Raw genomic sequence first — 18,685 nt, forward strand, 5'->3', positions numbered from 1 at the left:
GGACAAAGCGGACTTGTGCAGATGCGGCTATTGCTATCGCAGCATTCATTTGCTCTCGCAGCACGGGCATCGCAGCGATGCAGTGCGTCTCCTCAGAGCGGACATTGAAATCCTGCCTAAACAGCCAACTACGAAATGCTCTTTGGTTGTCAAGCTGAACAACCATCGATACGCGGAAAATGCGACCGTCGCATTCTGACTGCGGAAGGGTTAATTTCAGCTTCTCAGGGCGCTTTTCACACCCAACCCACTAGCCTTACTGCTCCTCAGGCAGTTGGGTCATTTTTGACAGGCGAAGGACGAGTTCCTTCTCAATGATGTTCGCTTCATAGGGTTTCATTTTTTTCCACCGGGCACATTCGTCCCGCGTGCGGCCGCAGCCAAGGCACCAGCCACTAGGGCCAGTAAATTCACAAACATCGATGCAGGGGCTCTTACGCTTTTTCATGAATGGCTACTATCGAGTATTTCCAGACGCACTGATTGTCATCTCAGTATCAAAACTGGGCTTTTGCGTTGGGTAGCGAAGCGCTTACGTCCGACTGGCTGACTTCCGACATGGGCTTGTGGATCTTCCAGGTCTCTCGCTCGCCGTCATTCCGATGCACTGTCACAACGGTTTCAACCGGTGGGCAATCCGGCTCGTGACACGTGAGTTCCGCTACAGACACCAGATCGTTTTCGCCCAGGCCTAGTTGCTTACTTACCCAGGCTTTGATTTCGGCAGCACGCCCTGACGACCGTTCGCGCGGTGCAAACATGTTCTTCATTTTTCGCTCCCGCCCAATCGTACCCAAAGAATGCGGCCAGACTCCTCGCCGATGAACAGCCACGCGTCCGACGTAATGGCAAGCGCCGCTATAGGAGAGCCGCTGGATCCCTTCACCACAAAGTCCTCTGCGTCTTCAGATGCCCGACCGGCCAAAACTGCCCCGTCGGCAAAGCCTGCGAGGAGCGCATCATGGCCAAGCATACCTGTCACAGCAGTGCAGACTTGCTTTCCACCATAACAACAGGTTGCGGGCGAGCGGCCCATCGGACCATCCTTGCCATCAAACGGCCAACAGATGGCTTCGTCGGCCCCAGACGTCGCCAGAAAAGGTGCGCTGCCCATCCATATGAAGTTTTTCACCTTTGCTGGATAACCAGACATTCGCATGTCTGCCTTATCGCGCAAACGCCAACCGTGCAGTGCGTTTTCGTTCATTGACGTCACGACGCATTTTCCATCGGGACTAAAAGTTACCGCCCCATGGGATCCCTTCCATTTGAGATTGGTCGATTCCCAGCGACGACTGCCGCGTTCCCAAATCGTAGCACCGCCGTAGTGACCAACGGCCAAGCGACGCCCATTTGCGTCGAAGGCCAGTCCCCCGACGGTACTTGGATGTTCGAATTTAAGCGGTTGCGTCTCGCCTTCGCTCCACACCGTAGCGGTCTTTCCGGAAGAGCAGGCGAACAGTTTTGGTCCTGCCGCCACGCAGTCTACCCAGCGGCTCCCAAAACTCGCGATCTCTTCGACTGTGCCGTCCAAAGAGGTTCTTAGAAATCGTCCATCGTCGCCGCCAGTATAGATGGAGTTCGTTTCTGGATCGGCCGTGATGCAAAGAACTGCACCGTGATGGGCTTCAAGCATCTTGGGCGGGCTGTCTGGTTCGAAGATGAGGATTGTGCCGTCACCCAGTCCAGCCGCGATGGACGAGCCCACGACAACCGAGCTTGTTACAGGCGCGCCAGTGTCCAGGCTCAGGCCTTCTCGCTCCAATTGCGTGGAAGCGAAGCAAGCCCGCCGAGGGTTGGTTCGAACGGCTTCGGCTGTCATGCCGCTCGACATGCGTTGAAGCCGTCCTCAAGACCCATGGTGTCGAGGTCACGACCGATAAAGACGATACGCGATTGGCGCGCCCCTGCAGGCCAGGACCCCATGGGTGAGCCATCCATCAGCATATGGACGCCTTGGAAGACGAAACGATCATCCTCGCCCTTGAAGTCGAGGATACCCTTCGACCGCAGAATGTCTTGCCCGCGGGTCTGCAAGAGTTGCCCGAACCACGTCTGGAACTTTTCGAGATCGAGGGGAACATCGGATGTCAGTGATACGCTTTTCACGTCATCATCGTGCTCATGGTCATGGTCCGATGTAAGGAAGTCAGGCTCGACCTCCAATACGCGATCAAGGCTGAAGGCGTTCAGTCCAATCACCTCTTCTAGATCCGCGCCGCAATGTTCGGTGCGGATAATCTTGGCGTATGGGTTGATTTTGCGGATGCGGTCTTCAACGCGGCCCAGACCATCTGCTTCAACAAGATCGGTTTTGTTCAAAAGCACGATATCCGCAAAGGCGATCTGTTCCTCAGCTTCGTGGTGCTCCCCCAACTGATCGTTGAGGTGGACGGCGTCTGCAACGGTGACGATAGCATCGAGCTTTGTCCGGTCCGCTACGTCCTGATCCACAAAAAGGTTTGCGCAACGGGCGCAGGATCAGCCAGTCCAGTCGTCTCCACGATGATCGCATCGAGTTTGTCAGCGCGTTTCATCAGCCCGCCCAGAATACGGATGAGATCGCCACGCACGGTGCAGCAGATGCACCCATTGTTCATCTCAAATACTTCTTCGTCGGCATCCACGACGAGATCATTATCGATGCCCTCTTCGCCGAACTCATTCACAATGACAGCGTATTTCTTGCCGTGACGCTCGGTCAGAATGCGGTTCAGAAGCGTGGTTTTCCCGGCCCCAAGAAAGCCAGTGAGGACGGTGACGGGAACCTGAGCAGTTTGTTCCATTGGGTATCCTTTCAATGAGAGGGCGATGTGCTGCAGTCACTGCAGCGACCGTGAAGTTCGAGAACTGAATGAATGGCGGCGAAGCCTGTTCGCTTGGACAAGCCTGCTATACTGTCTGCAAATTCGTCATCGACATGCTCGGTCACAGTTCCGCAGTCGTCGCATATGGCAAAAACCGGCGTCTTCCCGTCATGCCCGCCGCAGCAAACAGTCCAGGCATTGAGCGACTCGATTCTATGGACTTTCCCTGCATCCAGAAGCTTTTCCAGCGCACGATAAATTGTTGTCGACGCTGTCACGCCGTCATCTCGCAGCCCTTCCAAAATGTCGTAGGCTGATACCGGACGATTCTGTGCCTGCAGGTAATTGAGCACCCGGTCGGCATGGGTGACGCGCTTTGAGCGTTTCTTCACAGCATAGCCTCCTGAAACTACGGCTCTTGACGATACGTAACAAGCGCGGTTACTAAACGCAATGTTACAACGTTACATTGTGGGGGCGTTCTGGCTATGAATGCGGACAAACCGATCCTATCGATTTGCATGACATGCCGCGACGGTCGCGAAGGTGCCTGCGACTCACGTGGTGGATCTAGTTTGGCCCGTCGCGTCGCCGAAAAGCTAGCGCGAGAAAACGATCCACAGATGCGGTTACGCGGCGTGCAATGCATGAGCCAATGCAAGCGATCCTGCATCGTATCATTGGCCGCTGAGGGGCGTTTTACCTATGTGTTCGGGGAGCTTGACCCTGACGATGACACCCATGTCGACGCACTTTTCGAACTGGCATCTCGGTATTCGAAAGCGCCCGAGGGCTTTCTTGAGCGAAAGGATAGGCTTAAGCACCACTGCAAGCGAGCATACTGGGTCGACTGCCGCCGCCAAATAGCCAATCCCCACTAGTTTCAGACCTAATGCTGGCTGAGACGTGAAAGATATCGCTGAAGATATGTCTGTTTCCGGCAGTTCCGACGCGGAACTCACTTGTGGCGCGTGTCTTTCCGTCAAAGGCGCGAGTTGGTGTGCGCCTAGAAGCCGCAAACCGGTCCTGCATCCAATCAGTTTTGATCTCTCGCCCGGTCAGGTCCTCGGTATCGTTGGTCCCAACGGCGCAGGGAAGTCCACGCTACTTCGACTGCTCTACCGGTATCATCGCCCCACAAGCGGGTCGCTAAAAATTGATGACAACGATATCTGGAAGGTTTCCGCGCGAGACGCAGCGCGCAAGGTCGCAGCAGTTCTGCAAGAGCAGCCCACAGATTTTGCGCTGACTGTTCGTGAGATCGTTGCCCTCGGGCGCACGCCCCACCGGACTGGGTTTGGGGGTGCATCAGGTCAAAGGGATGCTGGCATTATCGCCGGCGCGTTCGAAAGGCTGGACCTTGGTGGTTTCGCGGAACGACATCTTGGTACGCTGTCCGGTGGAGAGCGTCAGCGTGTGATGGTAGCCCGCGCGCTTGCGCAAGAACCGCAGCTTTTAATCCTGGATGAACCCACCAACCACCTCGACATTCGGCACCAACTTGAGGTTCTGAAACTGATCCGAGACCTTCCCGTGACAATTGTCACCTCGCTGCACGATCTGAACATGGCCGCAGATGTTTGCGATCAGGTACTGCTGCTGGATGACGGAAAAGCCGTCGGTTTTGGCGCACCACAAGACGTGTTCTCCGAGATCGCGATTTCGAAGGCCTTTCACGTGACAGCTCGGCGCGAACACCTCGCGCCGAGCAATACGAAACACATGACATTCCATCTTTAAAACAGGACCAACCAGATGAAATATTTCGCATTTGGCGCAGTAGCGCTTAACCTCAGCGTGAGTATGGCCGTCGCAGACACGACCGTTCAAAGCTGTAACCGCACCGTGACCTTCGACGCGCCGCCAGAACGTGCAGTCTCCAACGATGTGAACCTGACGGAAATGATGCTCGTGCTTGGGCTAGCCGACCGTATGGTGGGCTACACGGGCATTTCCGGCTGGAAGACGCTGGATGAAGAGATGCGGGCGGGTGTAGAAGAGCTGCCTGAACTCTCTGCGAAATATCCATCGAAGGAAGTGATAATCGGCTCTGACGCCGACTTCTTCTTCGCAGGCTGGAACTACGGCATGAAGGTCGGCGGCGAGGTTACGCCTGAAACGCTCGAACCCTTCGGCGTGCAGGTCTACGAACTGACCGAGTCCTGCACCCACATCATGGATAAGGAAAAGGCCAGCATTGATGACATGTACATTGACCTTACCAACCTTGGTGCCATTTTTGGGGTCGAAGAGAAGGCTGCAGAACTGGTCGACGGCTACCGAGCAGAGCTAGCAGCCTTTACCAGTGAACTGGAAACCGGCGACCCCCTGCGCGTCTTTGTCTACGACAGCGGCGAGGATACACCCTTTACCGCGGGGCGTTACGCCATGCCAACCGCGCTGATTGAAGCTGCGGGCGGCGTAAATATCATGGACGACTTCGAAAAGAGCTGGGCGACGGTAACCTGGGAAGAAGTTGTCGAGCGGAACCCAGAGGTGATCATGATCGTCAACTACGGCGAAGTCACCGCCGAACAGAAGCGCGACTTCATGATGTCAAACCCAGCTTTCGCCAAGCTCGACGCCGTCAAGAACGACCGTTTCGTGACGCTGGAATATGTCGAGGCCACACCGGGCCCGCGCAACATTCAGGCGATCAAGACGCTCGCCGAAGCCTTCTGGGCTGAATAACCCATGAGCGAGGCCACCAGCGCTCACCCTCAGGTTCGCCCTCGCGTCGGTGTGTCATCGGTTCTGTTGGGTGCGGTTGCCCTACTGTTGGTCTCGCTGTCCTTTGCCGTATCGGTCGGGGCGGTCCCTGTCCCACTCGGAACGGTCTGGGGCATCCTTCTGAAAAAGATCAGCCCGGGACTGATCGAGCAAACCTGGAGCCAGGGGCACGAGGCCATCGTCTGGGAGATCCGCTTTCCACGGGCGATCCTTGCGATGATGGTCGGGGCGGGTCTGGCAATGGTGGGCGCAAGCCTGCAGGCCGTCACGCGCAACCCGCTCGCAGATCCGCATCTGTTGGGTATTTCCTCGGGTGGGGCTTTCGGGTCCATCCTGGCACTCCTGCACACCGGTCTGTTCATTGGCCTCCTCACCGTTCCGCTCCTGGCCTTCGTCGGGGCGCTGGGAGCAACAGCCATCGTTCTGGGCGTCTCACGTTTTGCCGACGCAATGAGCGCGGATCGCCTTGTGCTGGCCGGTGTCGCGGTATCCTTCATCATCATGGCCTGCGCCAACGTTCTGATCTTCCTCGGCGACCCCAAAGCGACCCATGTGGTTGTCTTCTGGATGCTGGGCGGGCTGGGCCTGGCACAGTGGAGCCAGCTGATTTATCCACTAGTCGTCCTTGTCGCCAGCGGCGCCTGGCTGTTGTCACGCTCCACCGAACTTAACGCCATGACCGTCGGGGATGAGACCGCCTCAACCCTCGGCATCCCCGTCGCCCGCTTCCGGCTATCCGTCTTCATTGCGGGCGCTCTGATCACCGGCGTCATGGTCGCCTTCTCGGGCATTATCGGATTTGTCGGCTTGATGGTCCCCCATGTGGCCCGAATGTTGGTCGGCGGTGATTACCGACGGGTACTCCCCGCTTCAGCATTTCTCGGTGCGATCTTCCTCCTCTGGGCGGATATCACAGCCCGTACCATTATGGCCCCGGAAGACATGCCAATCGGCATCGTTACCGGCCTCGTCGGTGGAATCTTCTTTGTTTGGCTTCTAAGCCGACGTCAGGCGTAGCGTGTTGCAAAATTAGGCTGATGCAGACACCAAACACGCAATCACTTGAGACTGAACGTCTGCGCCTTCGACATTGGGACATCAGTGATATTAGTCAAATTCACCTGTTGCTGGCTGACCCAGACGTCATGCAGTTCAGTGAAAACGGCGCGCTGAACGAGCACGATCAGATGACGTGGTTGCAACGTGCCACAACGCGACAGCCCAAAAGTGCTTTGCCCGGCTGTCTTGCAATTGAACAAAGGAATGACAACCAAGTGATCGGCTACGTCAGCTTAACCCAGGATCTTGCGAGAGTTCAAACGGGCGACGCCGAAATCGGTTTTCGATTGTTAAAGAGTGTTTGGGGTCGAGGATATGCAACTGAAGCCGCACATCGATTGATTTGCGCAACACAACTGAGCGGTAGCTTTGAGCGTATCGTTGGCATTGTCGATCCGGCAACTGTCTAGCCCCCAATTTCAGAGCCACTAATTTGGGATTTCTCTAATAAGGTTTCTGGTACTGGAGGTCGCATTCCGAGCGCGTGATGGGGTCTGATGTGATTGTATTCTTTGAGCCAAGTATTGATCGCGACTTGTGCTTGTTTGACACTGTGGAACCATTCTGAGTTTAGGACTTCATGGCGAAGGATGCCGTTGAAGCGCTCGTTGTACCCGTTTTCCCAAGGGCTGCCTGGATAGATTTGGATCGGTTTGATGCCAACCTTTCTAAGCCACGCCTGAAGATGTTCGGCTACGAACTCGCCGCCATTGTCGGAACGAATAAATTCAGGTTTCCCATGCTTCATTACCAAGCGATGCATGACCGCCAAAACATCATCAGAATTCATCTTTTCCTGGACTTCAACGCACAGTGCTTGGCGGGTAAACTCATCTAAGACAGTCAGCATCTTGTAGCCACGCCCGTTACTCAGCTTGTCGTGAACGAAGTCTATCGCCCAAACGTGGTTGGCATGCGTCGGGCGAAGGCGAATGACTGAGGTGTCTTTGTGGTAAAGGCGCCGCCGCTTTTTGTGCCGCTCTGGCAGCTTGAGCCCTTCTTCGCGCCATAAACGTTCGATTTTCTTGTGATTAACATGCCAGCCTTCGATCCGCAGCAGCTCGGTGATTTTACGATACCCGTATCGCCCATATTGTTTGGCTAAACGGACCACCGCCAAGCGCAACGCGTTATCATCTTGGGCCTTGGCTTTGTAATGCAAGCTGGAACGCGACACATTTAAAACTGAACAGGTTCGGCGCTCCGATGTATTCAGCTTTTGACGGGTGTGGATCACGGCCTGACGCAACCCATCAATCGTCAGACCTTCGGCTTTAAATAATCGAGGCTCTCCTTCAGGATCAATTTGTCCAATTGAAGATCCGCGACAATCTTCTTCAGTCGCTCATTTTCTTTCTTCAGTGCCTTCATCTCAGACAGCTGCGGGCGACCAAGACCACCAAACTTCTTGCGCCAATAGTAATAGGTTTTGTCCGAGATACCTGCTTTGCGACACGCGCTCACAACATCCAGACCATCGTGCAAATGAACATCGATCTCGCGCAGTATTTTCAGCGCATCCTCATCCGAATACCGTTTCCGTGCCATTCTTCGTAACTCCCTTGGTCTACAAATAGTGGCACAGTCTTAGGGGGCCAAGACAGTTCCACCATCCGCAGGCACCGGTCCAATCGTTGTGGTCAATACTTCGAAACACGCGCTACAGAAGGCCAATGGCGACAGAAAAATTACCGACCCACGCTATCGGCACAGACTGATCAGTCGATTGATACTGTTCAGTCGATTGATACTGTTAGGAGGCGTCAACTGCCAGTGTCAGGCCATCGGCCGACCAAGCTTCGAGCCACTATCCCCATAGCACCAAAACCCTCCCGCGCTTTCCTCCTTGTCAGATTTGTCGCCGCTGCAGCTTACGCCGACAGCAGCCACAAACCTTAGACAAAGTCGCCTTTTGTCATTTCTTTACGAATGGCAGGTCTTGGCGCTTTCCGCCCGTTGCTCGACGCCGTCTTATAGCGATGCAATGATCTTTTGATAGAGACGACGGCAGCGGCAGAATAGAATTTACCTTTTCATACCGGCGCGGCATCGCTTAGGTCAAAGCCGCAATTTCTTCTTCTGAAAAGACTCTGGACCTTATGAAAAACCTTTGTTCGCGTCCGTTGTCCAGGCTAAACATCCCGCCCCGACCTTCCACCACGTCGAGGATAAGTTGCGTATGCTTCCAAGCCTCAAACTGCGGACCTGAGATGTACACGGGCGTGTCGTTGATCTCTCCAAGCTTTACGTCACTCGCGCCGATCCTAAAGTCACCTTTCGGGTAGCACATTGGCGAAGACCCATCGCAACATCCCCCCGATTGATGGAAAAGTACTTCTCCGTGATCGGCCTTGATTTCGGCAAGAAATGCGCGAGCTGCGTCTGTTGCAGTGACCCTTTGACCAAAGTTCAATTCATTCGGCAACGCATCATCTGTGACGCAGCGAATAGTGTTTGTTTCCGTACCCATGCGGGCCGTCTCCTCCCAACGTGTAACCCGGCAGCGTGGTACTGCCGGGATCAAAATAGATGCCTTAGAAAAAGCCTAGTCTGTTCGGGCTATAGCTCACCAGCATGTTTTTGGTTTGCTGATAATGGTCCAGCATCATTTTGTGGTTCTCACGACCGATACCGGACTGCTTATAGCCACCAAATGCCGCATGCGCAGGGTAGGCGTGGTAGCAGTTTGTCCAAACGCGACCGGCCTGAATGCCTCGACCGAAGCGGTAGCAACGGTTGACATCGCGGCTCCAGACACCGGCACCAAGGCCGTAAAGCGTGTCATTGGCGATGCTGAGCGCTTCGTCTTCGTCCTTGAATGTTGTCACAGACACCACCGGGCCAAAGATTTCTTCCTGGAACACACGCATCTTGTTGTGGCCCTTCAGGATCGTTGGCTTGATGTAGTACCCACCGGACAATTCGCCGCCGTAATCCGCCGCAGTCCCTCCTATGAGGACCTCGGCACCTTCTTGGCGGCCGATGTCGAAGTAGGACATGATCTTTTCTTTTTGCTCAGATGAGGCCTGCGCGCCCATCATCACACCTTGGGCCCGCGGATCGCCAGTGACGATAGCCTCGGTCCGCGCGATGCAGCGTTCGATGAAGGCGTCATAGATGTCTTCATGGATCAGTGCACGCGATGGGCAGGTGCAAACCTCGCCCTGGTTCAAAGCAAACATCACGAAACCTTCGATGGCTTTATCTAGGAAAGCATCGTCTTCGCGCATGATGTCTTTGTGGAACACGTTTGGCGATTTGCCACCCAGCTCCAACGTGCTTGGGATTAGGTTTTCGGTCGCGTATTGCATTATCAAACGGCCGGTCGTTGTCTCACCCGTAAAGGCGATCTTTGCGATCCGGTTTGATTGTGCCAAAGGCTTGCCCGCTTCAAGACCAAAGCCGTTGACGATGTTCAAAACGCCGGCTGGCAGGATATCTGCAATCAGCTCTGCCCAAACCATGATGGTTGCCGGTGTCTGTTCGGCGGGCTTGATGACAACCGTATTGCCTGCCGCTAGAGCCGGGGCCAGTTTCCAAGCTGCCATCAAAAGTGGGAAGTTCCACGGGATGATCTGCCCGACGACGCCCAAAGGCTCATGGAAGTGATAGGCGACGGTGTCGTCGTCCAGCTCGCTCATAGTGCCTTCCTGGCCACGAATACAGGCCGCGAAATACCGGAAGTGGTCGATCGCCAAAGGCAAATCTGCTGCCATTGTTTCGCGAATGGCCTTGCCGTTGTCCCATGTTTCACAGGTTGCCAGCCATTCAAGGTTGGCTTCCATGATTTCGGCAATCTTCAAAAGCGCGTTTGACCGCTCTGTCGGAGAGGTCTTCGCCCATCCGTCTTTCGCAGCATGTGCCGCATCAAGCGCCACTTCGACGTCAGATGCATCCGAACGCGCGATTTGGTTGATAACCGCACCAGTGATCGGTGTGACGTTGTCAAAATACACTCCCCTTTGCGGCGCGACAAACTTTCCTCCAATAAAGTTGTCATATTTTGATTTGAAAGGTGATGTGAACCCAGCTTGGGCTTGTGTCATCTCGTTCATCGTAATCCTCCTCTTTCACGATGCCATGCAACTTCTACGAAGTGCAAAAACCGCTCCAGTGGGGGCAGTCCAATGTCTTTGGCAATTGTCTCAACTGCGAGACAGTCCAAAGGTAAGTCAGCTATGGTGTTAGCGCTTGATGCCCAATCGGTTCATCCGACGATAAAGCGTGGCTCGCCCGACCCCCAACGCTTTGGCGGCGACGGACATGTTCCCGTCGGCGCGGATGATCGCTTTCATCACGGCGGCCTTCTCGGCCCGGCTAAAGCCACGATGCTGCGCGTTATCGACAAAAAGGTCCGTTGCCGCGACGGGCTTGATATCCCCATCGCTCTACCCAGCCATACAGTTTTCGCGCAGCACGAGTTGCTCCGACAATGCAATCGTTGGAATCCACCGCAACCAAGGCGCTTTGATCTACAGTCGTGTCTGCGGCAATCACCACACGCTCATTGGGAAACGCAGCCCTGAAAGTCTCAGTTTCGATCTGTTTCGCGGTCTGCACCACGCTCGCGGCGATCAATTTGTTCAGGTTCTCGGTCTGATCGATGCGCGCAGAAGAGATGTCGAGCGCGCCGATCAATTCCCCTTGGGCGCCATAAATCGGCGATCCGATGCAGCTCATGGCAGTGTTTTTCGCAAAGAAATGCTGGTCGCGGTGGATGATCACTTGGCGGTCTTCGGCGATGCAGGTTCCGATCCCGTTGGTGCCTTGGCTGCCCTCGCTCCAGTTGGCGCCCTGCATCAGCCCCCAATTGACGAAGTCATCTGCATCCGCGTCGTTGCTGCGTTGATCCAGAATGAACCCTGCCGCATCGGTCAAAACCACGGTGCATCCCGATGAACCGACCAGTCCAAACAGTTGGTCTATGCGGCAGGCGGCAATGTGAAGAAGATCGTCGGCTTTTTCGCGCAGCAATAGTAACTCGTGTTCGGTGGCAACATTTTGTTCTCGTCTGGTATTGGGGTCGAGGCCATGATGTTCAAACGACCGACGCCACGACGCAGCGATCCGGCTGCGCGCAGCTGACTGTTTTGACTCAAGAGATGCTATGACTTTCTCCGAGTGTTTCATGCGCGTCACCGATTCTCCTCTGGTTTAGGAGACGGCTCATTGGCGCAATTTCAACAGCGATTACCAACAGGAAAACTGTTATGTCTCGGAAATGAGACAGTTGGGTTGTGAATTGTCTGTAATGGTTACGCCTCGACTTTGGTTAGGGGGTTAGTTGAAATTGCGCATTCTCCCCAGCAGAAAGAGATAAGGATCACGTTGCGGATCACGCGAGTGGGGTCTGTAGACAAACAATTGAGGAAAGAAGGCAGGTTACCCAGTCGTACTGACCCACTGCATATGGCCATAGAATTTTTCTTCATTCCACACCCAGACAATCCCTCGCGTCAAGCTGGCGGTTTCCGGGAGTGCCAATAGGTGCATTTTTGACCTGCCGACAATCAATGGGGAATGTCGGTTTTCTGCCTTTCGCGGCCGTTTGAACGTGGCGCAACATCGGTGACTTTGGGCTCTCTTGTTGAATCCGCCGCGGCACGGTCGAAGGACCGGACAGGGCAATCACGGCCGTTCGCAAGATCGCAGCGTAACAGGTAAGGTGCGGACAAACCTGACTTTTGATTTTGGCCCTTCGTTGACGCAGCATTAATTTGCAAGTGCGGCGAGCTAGTCGCTGCGTTGCTGCCGACGTCGTCAGACCGGTCATTCAAGTGCCTCGTTTTGATGGGAACCGATTGTGTTGAAAAACTCTTGCTTGATCGAAGGGGTAATCGCTGATTCAATTCCTTTATTGATTGGGAGATCTGGCGATGATGGGACCGAAGCAGGAGGCGCAGGCAGCACTGTTTTATGAGTTTTCGCTGGAAGATCACGTTCCCCAAAACCACCTGTTGCGGTCGATTGGTCGCTTCGTTGACTTGAGCAGCATCCGGTCACACCTTTCAGATTTCTACAGCCACACCGGGCGCCCATCCATTGATCCTGAATTGATGATCCGGATGTTGCTAGTGGGCTATTGCTCTGGCATCCGCTCTGAGCGCCAGTTGTGCGAAGAGGTTCATCTGAACCTTGCCTATCGCTGGTTCTGCCGCCTCGACCTGAGTGACCGCATCCCGGATCATTCGACCTTTTCCAAGAACCGCCACGGACGCTTTCGCGAGAGTGACCTTCTACGTCACGTATTTGAAATGACTGTCGCTCGCTGCATGGAAGAAGGGTTGGTAGGTGGCCAAGGATTTGCCGTCGATGCCAGTTTGATCAGTGCAGATGTCCAAAAACAAAACTCCAGCAACCCAGGTGATTGGGCAGCCCGCATAGGTGACGCCAAAGATGCACCGCGCGCAGTGCGGGAATACCTCGACACGCTGAACGACGAAGCCTTTGGTGCAGCCACTACGACCAAGCCCAAGTTTACGGCTCATGCCGATCCCGCCAGCCAATGGACTGCCGCACGCAAAGGCCCCGCTTTCTTTGCTTTTTCTACCAATTATCTGATCGATACAGATCACAGTATCATCGTTGATGTGGATGCCAGCCGCTCGAACAGAACCGCCGAGGTAGGCGCAATGCGCAAGATGCTCGACCGCACCGAAGAGCGCTTTGGCATAAAGCCTGACTGGATTGCAGCTGATACCGCGTATGGTGCCGCCGACAATCTGGTTTGGTTGACACTGAAGCGGCAAATCCTGCCGTTCATCCCAGTCTTTGACAAAGGTGAACGCAAGGACGGCACCTTCTCGCGGTCCGACTTCACTTGGGATGATGAGAACGACCGATACATCTGCCCTGGCGGCAAAGAGATGCGGCACACCTGGCGAACCTATTCCGATCCAAAACGGAATGCGCCAGTTTGGAAATCCAGAAACTATCGAGCATTGAAATCAGACTGCACAGGATGCGAGCTGAAGGCAAAGTGCTGCCCTAACGCTGAAAGGCGTTCGGTTCATCGAGAGAAATATGAAGTTGTCAGAGACTTTGCCCGAGTTTGCACAGCCTCGGAGTTCAATCCGAAGGCTCAGGCCCGACGCAAGAAGGTCGAAATGCTCTTCGCACATCTCAAACGTATCCTTGGATTGGGCAGGCTCCGATTACGTGGCCCATGTGGCGTCCAGGACGAATTTACCCTCGCCGCCACCGCCCAAAACCTCCGGAAATTGGCCAAACTTAAGCCAATGGTGACCGCAACCGGATAAAAGGTGGTCGACCTAGGGACGTTCAAAATAAATCAACGCGATAGCCGACTTCGACAGGCTGAAACCAAAGAGTTTTTCAACAAAATCAACCGAGACCAAGCTTTCGCCGCAGAGCGGTCAGACAAGCATGTCGCGGGACTATAAATTCATTCACTGCAATCGCACGAAAGGCTGCGTCGTGCGCATTGCACGAGTCGATTGTAGACAAGCAGCCTTGGTCCGGGAATGGCATCTGCTGGCTTTGATGATGGATTTGCATCGACGATAACGACTTGTGCCTGGCTTTGTCGCAACAATTCAGACTCCAAACTGATGACACACAAATTGCGTTCATCTATTGGGCGGCAGGTCACTTTCCCGGCTGAGGAAGCTCTTCGTCGTCTCAAGCCCTTGCTGCATATGGTCGTCGAGATGGTTCAACATATGCTCAAGGCTGTCTCCCTTAGCGAGGTTTATATACGTGTCATGAGATTTGCGCTGCGGGCCGCTTCGGCCATGTGCTTTTTGGTGAAGGGCAAAATAAAATTGCAAGTTCGGCCGCAGTCGCTCCCATGCTTGAAACAGGAGCTTGTGTTGCGACAGCTCATAGCACCAACTATGCAGGTGTAATTCGCTTACGATTGCACCATATGCGTCATTATCGGAAATGCACTTCGACAGGTACTGATTTCGCATCTCCAAATCAGCAAGATTGACCAGATTGCGCTTGTTCCAACACAATTGAAACGCCATCTTCTCAAGGCCTGTTCGGAACGAAAAGATTTCCTCTAGATCAGAGACGTATAGTCCCCGAACATATGTTCCACGATACGGATGGTAGACCAGTAGTCCAACTTCGTTGAGCCGCGCCATTGCTTCGCGCAATGTGGCCCGGCTAACGCCCAACCGGGATGCAATTTGGGTCTCAAGTAATTTGGACCCGGGTTCCAATTCGCCCGTCACAATCAACTCCTGAAGCTGCTCAAGAGCTTGGTCCTTCAGAGGATCGGCTGAACCTACGATTGCTGTTTCATTTGCAAGCTTTTGGATGCTGTAGTCTCGCTTCTTTGCGACGCCAGTGAAGCACACATAAACGCGTCGATTGTTTTGCAGCCCCGCCGGACCCAGGTTGGCTCAGATCCTTCCGAACCTATTTGAACGTCTTTGCTGTCTACCAAGCTCAGTATGAAGGCAAACCTTAGTATTGTCGACAGTGAAAGATTTTGTGAGGAAATAGTCGTTTTGTCGACGATTTTTTAAATTGTCGACAATTCGTGAATCTCTGATATGGTCAACATCATTGGGGACTGGCTGAGCCCGATGCATTGAATCGCGCAAATCCACACGTTTCCTCATTGAAGTGAAACCAATCTCATCCGGTCATTGACCGGTATGAGGATAGATCAAAACACAGATCAGGGAGATCAAAATGCAAACATATGACTGGCTCCGCAAACAGCTTCGTCCCGGCGTTGTTGCGCTAAGTGCTGCGGCTTTCATGACAGGCGGAACCGCTGCGAAGGCTGAGGAATTTTTGACAATCGGTACCGGTGGCGTAACCGGTATTTACTATGCAGTTGGCGGTGGAATTTGTCGATTGGTCAACAAAGACCGCAAAGAGCACGGCATTCGCTGTTCCGTCGAAAGTACCGGCGGATCGGTCTACAACCTTCGCACGATGCGCAACGGCGAACTGGAAATGGGCATTGTACAATCCGACTGGCAGTTTCACGCGATGAACGGCACCAGCGTTTTTGAAGATAGTGGTGCTGATGACAAACTGCGCACACTGTTCTCGCTTCACCCTGACACAGTGATCATCGCCGCGCGCGAGGACACTGGCATCCAGTCTCTAGACGATTTGGCCGGGAAAACAGTCAACCTTGGCAACCCTGGCTCCGGTACACGCGGAACGGCAGAAGTTCTCGTGGGCGCGCTTGGATGGGATATGGATCATTTTGGTCTTGTGACGGAATTGAAATCCGCCGAGCAGTCCGCTGCACTTTGCGACGGCAACATTGACGCCTTCCTGATGGTCGCCGGAAATCCAGTTGCGAACGTGCTTGAGGCTGCAACGACCTGTGACATCAACATTATTCCAGTAGCAGGTGACGCAGTTGATGCCTTGGTTGCCAGCCAATCGTACTATGGTAACGTCACCATTCCCGGCGGTCTGTATCGCGGCGTTGACGAAGATGTACCGTCATTTGGTCTGCCTTCGACATTTGTCACTACGTCGGATGTCCCGGAAGAGACAGTATACGTGATGGTCAAAGCCGTCTTCGAGAACTTTGACACGTTTACGTCTTTCCACCCAGCTTTCGCAAATCTGAAGCAAGAGGAAATGGTGGTTAACGGCCTGTCCGCGCCGATGCACCCAGGTGCCGAACGCTATTTCCGTGAAGCAGGTCTGATCGAATAAGAAACCCCGTCTCAGGGCGGCAAAATCGTGCCGCCCTGAGAACCCAATCCAATAATATCTCTAAATCTGGTGAGAAACTTATGAGTCACAGCACGCATGACGCCCAAGAAGATCAGCGCAATCAGGACATCAAGGTTTTCCTTAACGGCAAAATAGTTCCGCGGGATCAGGCATTGGTATCTGTCTACGATTCTGGATTTATGCTGGGGGACGGAATGTGGGAAGGCGTGCGCTTCTATAATGGCGTCTGGGCCTTTTTTGACGAACATATGCAGCGGCTTTTTAACAGCTGCAAATCGGTCTCCATCGACATTGGGATGACTAAGTCGCAAATTCTTGAGGCCCTAAATGCGACAGCTGCGGCGAACAATATCACGTCAGATGCCCATTGTCGTTTGATGGTCACGCGCGGCCCGAAAGTGAAGCCGTTCCAACATCCTAACCTGTCACGCTCCGGACCAACGGTGACGGCGATTGTCGAACATTCGAAACCTGCCGACAGCCTTCTAAACCAGGGCATTCGTTTGGCGACTGTCCCGCAGGTGCGCGGCCTTCCAATGAGTCAGGACGCCAAATACAACAGCCACTCGAAACTGAACTGCGTAATTGCCAGCCTTCAGGCCGAACAGGCCGGAGCTGATGAGGCCTTGATGCTTGATCCACATGGGTTTGTGAATACGACCAACGCATGCAATTTCTTTATTGTGCGGCGCGGCGAGGTTTGGACCTCAACCGGGGACTACTGTATGAATGGTGTAACACGGCAAAAGGTTATTGATCTGTGTCATGCCAACGATATTCCGGTACGTGAAAAGAACTATTCGCTCTATGAGGCCTATGGAGCCGACGAAGCCTTTCTAACAGGAACGTTTGGGGCGCAGACACCCGTTGCCTCGATCGACGGTAAGGCTATTGGCGACCATTCAGGGGCCGGACCAATGACGCGCCGCTTGCGAGAACTCTACAAGGATTTGGTTCAAGCAAACGTTTCAGAATTCAAGCAGAATGCAAGGGCGGCACCTGAAAAGGTCAAACTCGCCGAGGGCGGCGCATGAAGATCGGAACCAATAGCCTGCTGCTTGTCGGTTGCGGAAAGATGGGCTCCGCCCTGCTTCGTGGTTGGCTATCGGCTGGTCTTGCGCCAGATCAGGTAACAGTTCTTGATCCAAATCCGTCAGACTGGCTGCGCGAACTTGAAGCTATTGGGTTGCACCTGAACATAGATGTTGATCCGGCCCCCTCTGTGGCGGTCATTGCCGTAAAACCGCAAGTTTTGGCCAAAGCTATTCCGGGGTTGCGTGATTTTGGAGGGGGTGGAACCCTTTTCGTTTCCATTGCCGCAGGTGCGAGCATGTCGGCTTTCGAAAACCTTCTTGGTCCAAACACACCCGTCGTGCGCACAATGCCGAATACGCCTGCCGCAGTTGGCGCAGGGATGACTGCGCTAGTTCCGAATCTGCATGCTTCGCCGGATCAGGTGAGCCTTGCAGATATGCTGATGCGGGCGGTCGGTGAGACTGTGCTTTTGGATGACGAACCGCAAATGCACGCTGTTACTGCAATCTCAGGCTCCGGTCCTGCCTATGTCTTTGCTTTGACCGAGGCTTTGGCTCGGGCGGGAACAGAATTGGGCCTTCGCGATGACATTGCGCAAAAACTGTCAAGCGCGATGGTTTGTGGAAGTGGCAAGCTAATGGATTCAAGCACTGAGACACCTGCTGAACTCAGGGTTCAGGTGACCTCTCCCAACGGAACGACCGCCGCAGGGTTAGAAAAATTACAAGCAAAAGACGCGGGCATTGACCAACTCATTCTGGAAACAGCTCAAGCTGCCTTCAACCGAAGTGTAGAGCTTTCGCAGGAGGCCCGCTGAAAAGGGTCCAATTACGACCACGGGGAACGAAAAGCACCCCGATAGAAGGCCGGTGACGCCTCTCCCCATCACCGGTCTTCGAACCAACAGGAGAACACGACATGACGCAATCAGCGGACCAAGAAAATAAACTGAGCGAACAAGAGCTTCAGGAACTTGTCGCGGCCAGTGACGCAGGTGCAAGAAATCCGAACAACTGGATTGGAACGCTCATTGCGACAGCAGCACTTGTTTGGTCTGTGTTTCAGGTCCTGTTGGCGTCGCCAGTTGCAAACCAGATACTTCCGGGTGACTGGATCAATAACTCCCGGCAGATCCACTTAGGCTTTGCCGTGTTTTTGGCGTTCATGGCGTATCCGGCCTCTAAATCAAGCCCGCGTCACTATGTGCCCGTAGTCGATTGGACGTTGGCAATCGTTGGGTCGTCAATCGCGCTATACGGTTTTTTCTTTTATGAAAAAATCGTCCGGTCTGGCGGCGTGGCCGATGATACCGACAAGGTTGCGGCATTGATCGGTCTTATTCTTCTGTTCGAGGCTGCTAGACGCGCGCTTGG

Annotated in this window: 22 protein-coding genes and 1 pseudogene; 10 read left to right on the forward strand and 13 right to left on the reverse strand. The window is 54.1% G+C overall.

Annotation, left to right across the window (positions count from 1 at the left end):
- Positions 1 to 256: 256 nt before the first annotated feature.
- Genes QTO30_RS21875 through QTO30_RS21900 form a run of 6 tightly spaced genes read right to left on the reverse strand, consistent with a single transcriptional unit; the run spans position 257 to position 3,199 of the window.
- On the reverse strand, positions 257 to 448 hold the full coding sequence (locus QTO30_RS21875; protein ID WP_340426299.1) for a DUF1289 domain-containing protein: 192 nt from the start codon (positions 446 to 448) through the stop codon (positions 257 to 259).
- Positions 449 to 497: 49 nt separating this feature from the next.
- Positions 498 to 770, reverse strand: a complete 273-nt coding sequence (locus tag QTO30_RS21880) for a hypothetical protein (protein WP_340426300.1) — start codon at positions 768 to 770, stop codon at positions 498 to 500.
- A complete protein-coding gene (locus QTO30_RS21885) occupies positions 767 to 1,834 on the reverse strand; it encodes a WD40 repeat domain-containing protein (RefSeq protein WP_340426301.1) in 1,068 nt (355 codons plus the stop codon). Before QTO30_RS21885 ends, QTO30_RS21880 begins: the two co-directional genes overlap by 4 nt.
- On the reverse strand, positions 1,819 to 2,454 hold the full coding sequence (locus QTO30_RS21890) for a CobW family GTP-binding protein (protein ID WP_340426302.1): 636 nt from the start codon (positions 2,452 to 2,454) through the stop codon (positions 1,819 to 1,821). Before QTO30_RS21890 ends, QTO30_RS21885 begins: the two co-directional genes overlap by 16 nt.
- Positions 2,439 to 2,786: a CobW family GTP-binding protein gene (locus tag QTO30_RS21895; protein WP_340426303.1), complete on the reverse strand. Its 348-nt coding sequence runs from the start codon at positions 2,784 to 2,786 to the stop codon at positions 2,439 to 2,441. Before QTO30_RS21895 ends, QTO30_RS21890 begins: the two co-directional genes overlap by 16 nt.
- 11 nt (positions 2,787 to 2,797) lie before the next feature.
- Positions 2,798 to 3,199 carry a Fur family transcriptional regulator gene (locus QTO30_RS21900; RefSeq protein WP_340426304.1) on the reverse strand — a complete coding sequence of 134 codons (402 nt, stop codon included), beginning with the start codon at positions 3,197 to 3,199 and terminating at the stop codon, positions 2,798 to 2,800.
- Positions 3,200 to 3,328: 129 nt separating this feature from the next.
- Here QTO30_RS21900 and QTO30_RS22215 point away from each other — a divergent pair, with 129 nt between their 5' ends.
- Genes QTO30_RS22215 through QTO30_RS21920 form a run of 5 tightly spaced genes read left to right on the forward strand, consistent with a single transcriptional unit; the run spans position 3,329 to position 7,006 of the window.
- A complete protein-coding gene (locus tag QTO30_RS22215) occupies positions 3,329 to 3,688 on the forward strand; it encodes a DUF1636 family protein (protein ID WP_445327208.1) in 360 nt (119 codons plus the stop codon).
- Positions 3,689 to 3,734: 46 nt separating this feature from the next.
- Positions 3,735 to 4,547 (forward strand): ABC transporter ATP-binding protein, encoded by an 813-nt coding sequence (locus tag QTO30_RS21905; protein WP_445327209.1) that lies wholly within the window; start codon positions 3,735 to 3,737, stop codon positions 4,545 to 4,547.
- A 15-nt stretch (positions 4,548 to 4,562) separates the two neighbouring features.
- Positions 4,563 to 5,498 (forward strand): ABC transporter substrate-binding protein, encoded by a 936-nt coding sequence (locus QTO30_RS21910; protein ID WP_340426306.1) that lies wholly within the window; start codon positions 4,563 to 4,565, stop codon positions 5,496 to 5,498.
- 3 nt (positions 5,499 to 5,501) lie between these two features.
- Complete coding sequence (locus QTO30_RS21915; protein ID WP_340426307.1) at positions 5,502 to 6,554, forward strand: FecCD family ABC transporter permease; 1,053 nt, start codon at positions 5,502 to 5,504, stop codon at positions 6,552 to 6,554.
- Positions 6,555 to 6,574: 20 nt separating this feature from the next.
- Positions 6,575 to 7,006, forward strand: coding sequence for a GNAT family N-acetyltransferase (locus QTO30_RS21920; protein ID WP_340426308.1), 432 nt, complete (start codon positions 6,575 to 6,577; stop codon positions 7,004 to 7,006).
- Here QTO30_RS21920 and QTO30_RS21925 read toward each other — a convergent pair.
- From QTO30_RS21925 to QTO30_RS21950, 6 genes are all read right to left on the reverse strand, one after another.
- Positions 7,003 to 7,833: an IS3 family transposase gene (locus QTO30_RS21925; protein WP_340426287.1), complete on the reverse strand. Its 831-nt coding sequence runs from the start codon at positions 7,831 to 7,833 to the stop codon at positions 7,003 to 7,005. The genes QTO30_RS21920 and QTO30_RS21925 overlap by 4 nt on opposite strands.
- A gap of 23 nt (positions 7,834 to 7,856) precedes the next feature.
- Positions 7,857 to 8,144 carry a transposase gene (locus tag QTO30_RS21930; RefSeq protein WP_340426288.1) on the reverse strand — a complete coding sequence of 96 codons (288 nt, stop codon included), beginning with the start codon at positions 8,142 to 8,144 and terminating at the stop codon, positions 7,857 to 7,859.
- Positions 8,145 to 8,649: 505 nt separating this feature from the next.
- A complete protein-coding gene (locus QTO30_RS21935) occupies positions 8,650 to 9,066 on the reverse strand; it encodes a DUF779 domain-containing protein (protein ID WP_340426309.1) in 417 nt (138 codons plus the stop codon).
- A gap of 64 nt (positions 9,067 to 9,130) precedes the next feature.
- The gene (gene adh / locus QTO30_RS21940; protein ID WP_340426310.1) at positions 9,131 to 10,651 is read right to left on the reverse strand and encodes an aldehyde dehydrogenase; all 1,521 of its coding nucleotides are present in this window, start codon (positions 10,649 to 10,651) and stop codon (positions 9,131 to 9,133) included.
- Positions 10,652 to 10,780: 129 nt separating this feature from the next.
- Entirely contained in the window at positions 10,781 to 10,891 is a 111-nt protein-coding gene (locus QTO30_RS21945) for a helix-turn-helix domain-containing protein (protein ID WP_340426311.1), read from the reverse strand.
- 43 nt (positions 10,892 to 10,934) lie between these two features.
- The gene (locus tag QTO30_RS21950; protein ID WP_340426319.1) at positions 10,935 to 11,726 is read right to left on the reverse strand and encodes a GAF domain-containing protein; all 792 of its coding nucleotides are present in this window, start codon (positions 11,724 to 11,726) and stop codon (positions 10,935 to 10,937) included.
- Positions 11,727 to 12,472: 746 nt separating this feature from the next.
- On the opposite strand from QTO30_RS21950, the gene QTO30_RS21955 reads away from it, so the two are divergent.
- Positions 12,473 to 13,855, forward strand: coding sequence for an IS1182 family transposase (locus QTO30_RS21955; RefSeq protein ID WP_340426217.1), 1,383 nt, complete (start codon positions 12,473 to 12,475; stop codon positions 13,853 to 13,855).
- A gap of 330 nt (positions 13,856 to 14,185) precedes the next feature.
- Here QTO30_RS21955 and QTO30_RS21960 read toward each other — a convergent pair whose 3' ends face one another.
- A complete protein-coding gene (locus QTO30_RS21960) occupies positions 14,186 to 14,923 on the reverse strand; it encodes a GntR family transcriptional regulator (RefSeq protein ID WP_340426312.1) in 738 nt (245 codons plus the stop codon).
- A 340-nt stretch (positions 14,924 to 15,263) separates the two neighbouring features.
- Here QTO30_RS21960 and QTO30_RS21965 point away from each other — a divergent pair, with 340 nt between their 5' ends.
- From QTO30_RS21965 to QTO30_RS21980, 4 genes and pseudogenes are all read left to right on the forward strand, one after another.
- On the forward strand, positions 15,264 to 16,256 hold the full coding sequence (locus QTO30_RS21965; RefSeq protein WP_340426313.1) for a TAXI family TRAP transporter solute-binding subunit: 993 nt from the start codon (positions 15,264 to 15,266) through the stop codon (positions 16,254 to 16,256).
- An 80-nt stretch (positions 16,257 to 16,336) separates the two neighbouring features.
- The gene (locus QTO30_RS21970; RefSeq protein WP_340426314.1) at positions 16,337 to 17,311 is read left to right on the forward strand and encodes an aminotransferase class IV; all 975 of its coding nucleotides are present in this window, start codon (positions 16,337 to 16,339) and stop codon (positions 17,309 to 17,311) included.
- Positions 17,308 to 18,129, forward strand: coding sequence for a pyrroline-5-carboxylate reductase (gene proC / locus QTO30_RS21975; protein WP_340426315.1), 822 nt, complete (start codon positions 17,308 to 17,310; stop codon positions 18,127 to 18,129). The genes QTO30_RS21970 and proC overlap by 4 nt, the downstream gene beginning before the upstream one ends.
- A gap of 101 nt (positions 18,130 to 18,230) precedes the next feature.
- Positions 18,231 to 18,685, forward strand: a pseudogene (locus QTO30_RS21980) (C4-dicarboxylate ABC transporter); the annotation flags it as partial.

Origin of the sequence: Yoonia sp. GPGPB17 (genome assembly GCF_037892195.1) — a bacterium.
Classification (GTDB): Bacteria; Pseudomonadota; Alphaproteobacteria; order Rhodobacterales; family Rhodobacteraceae; genus Yoonia.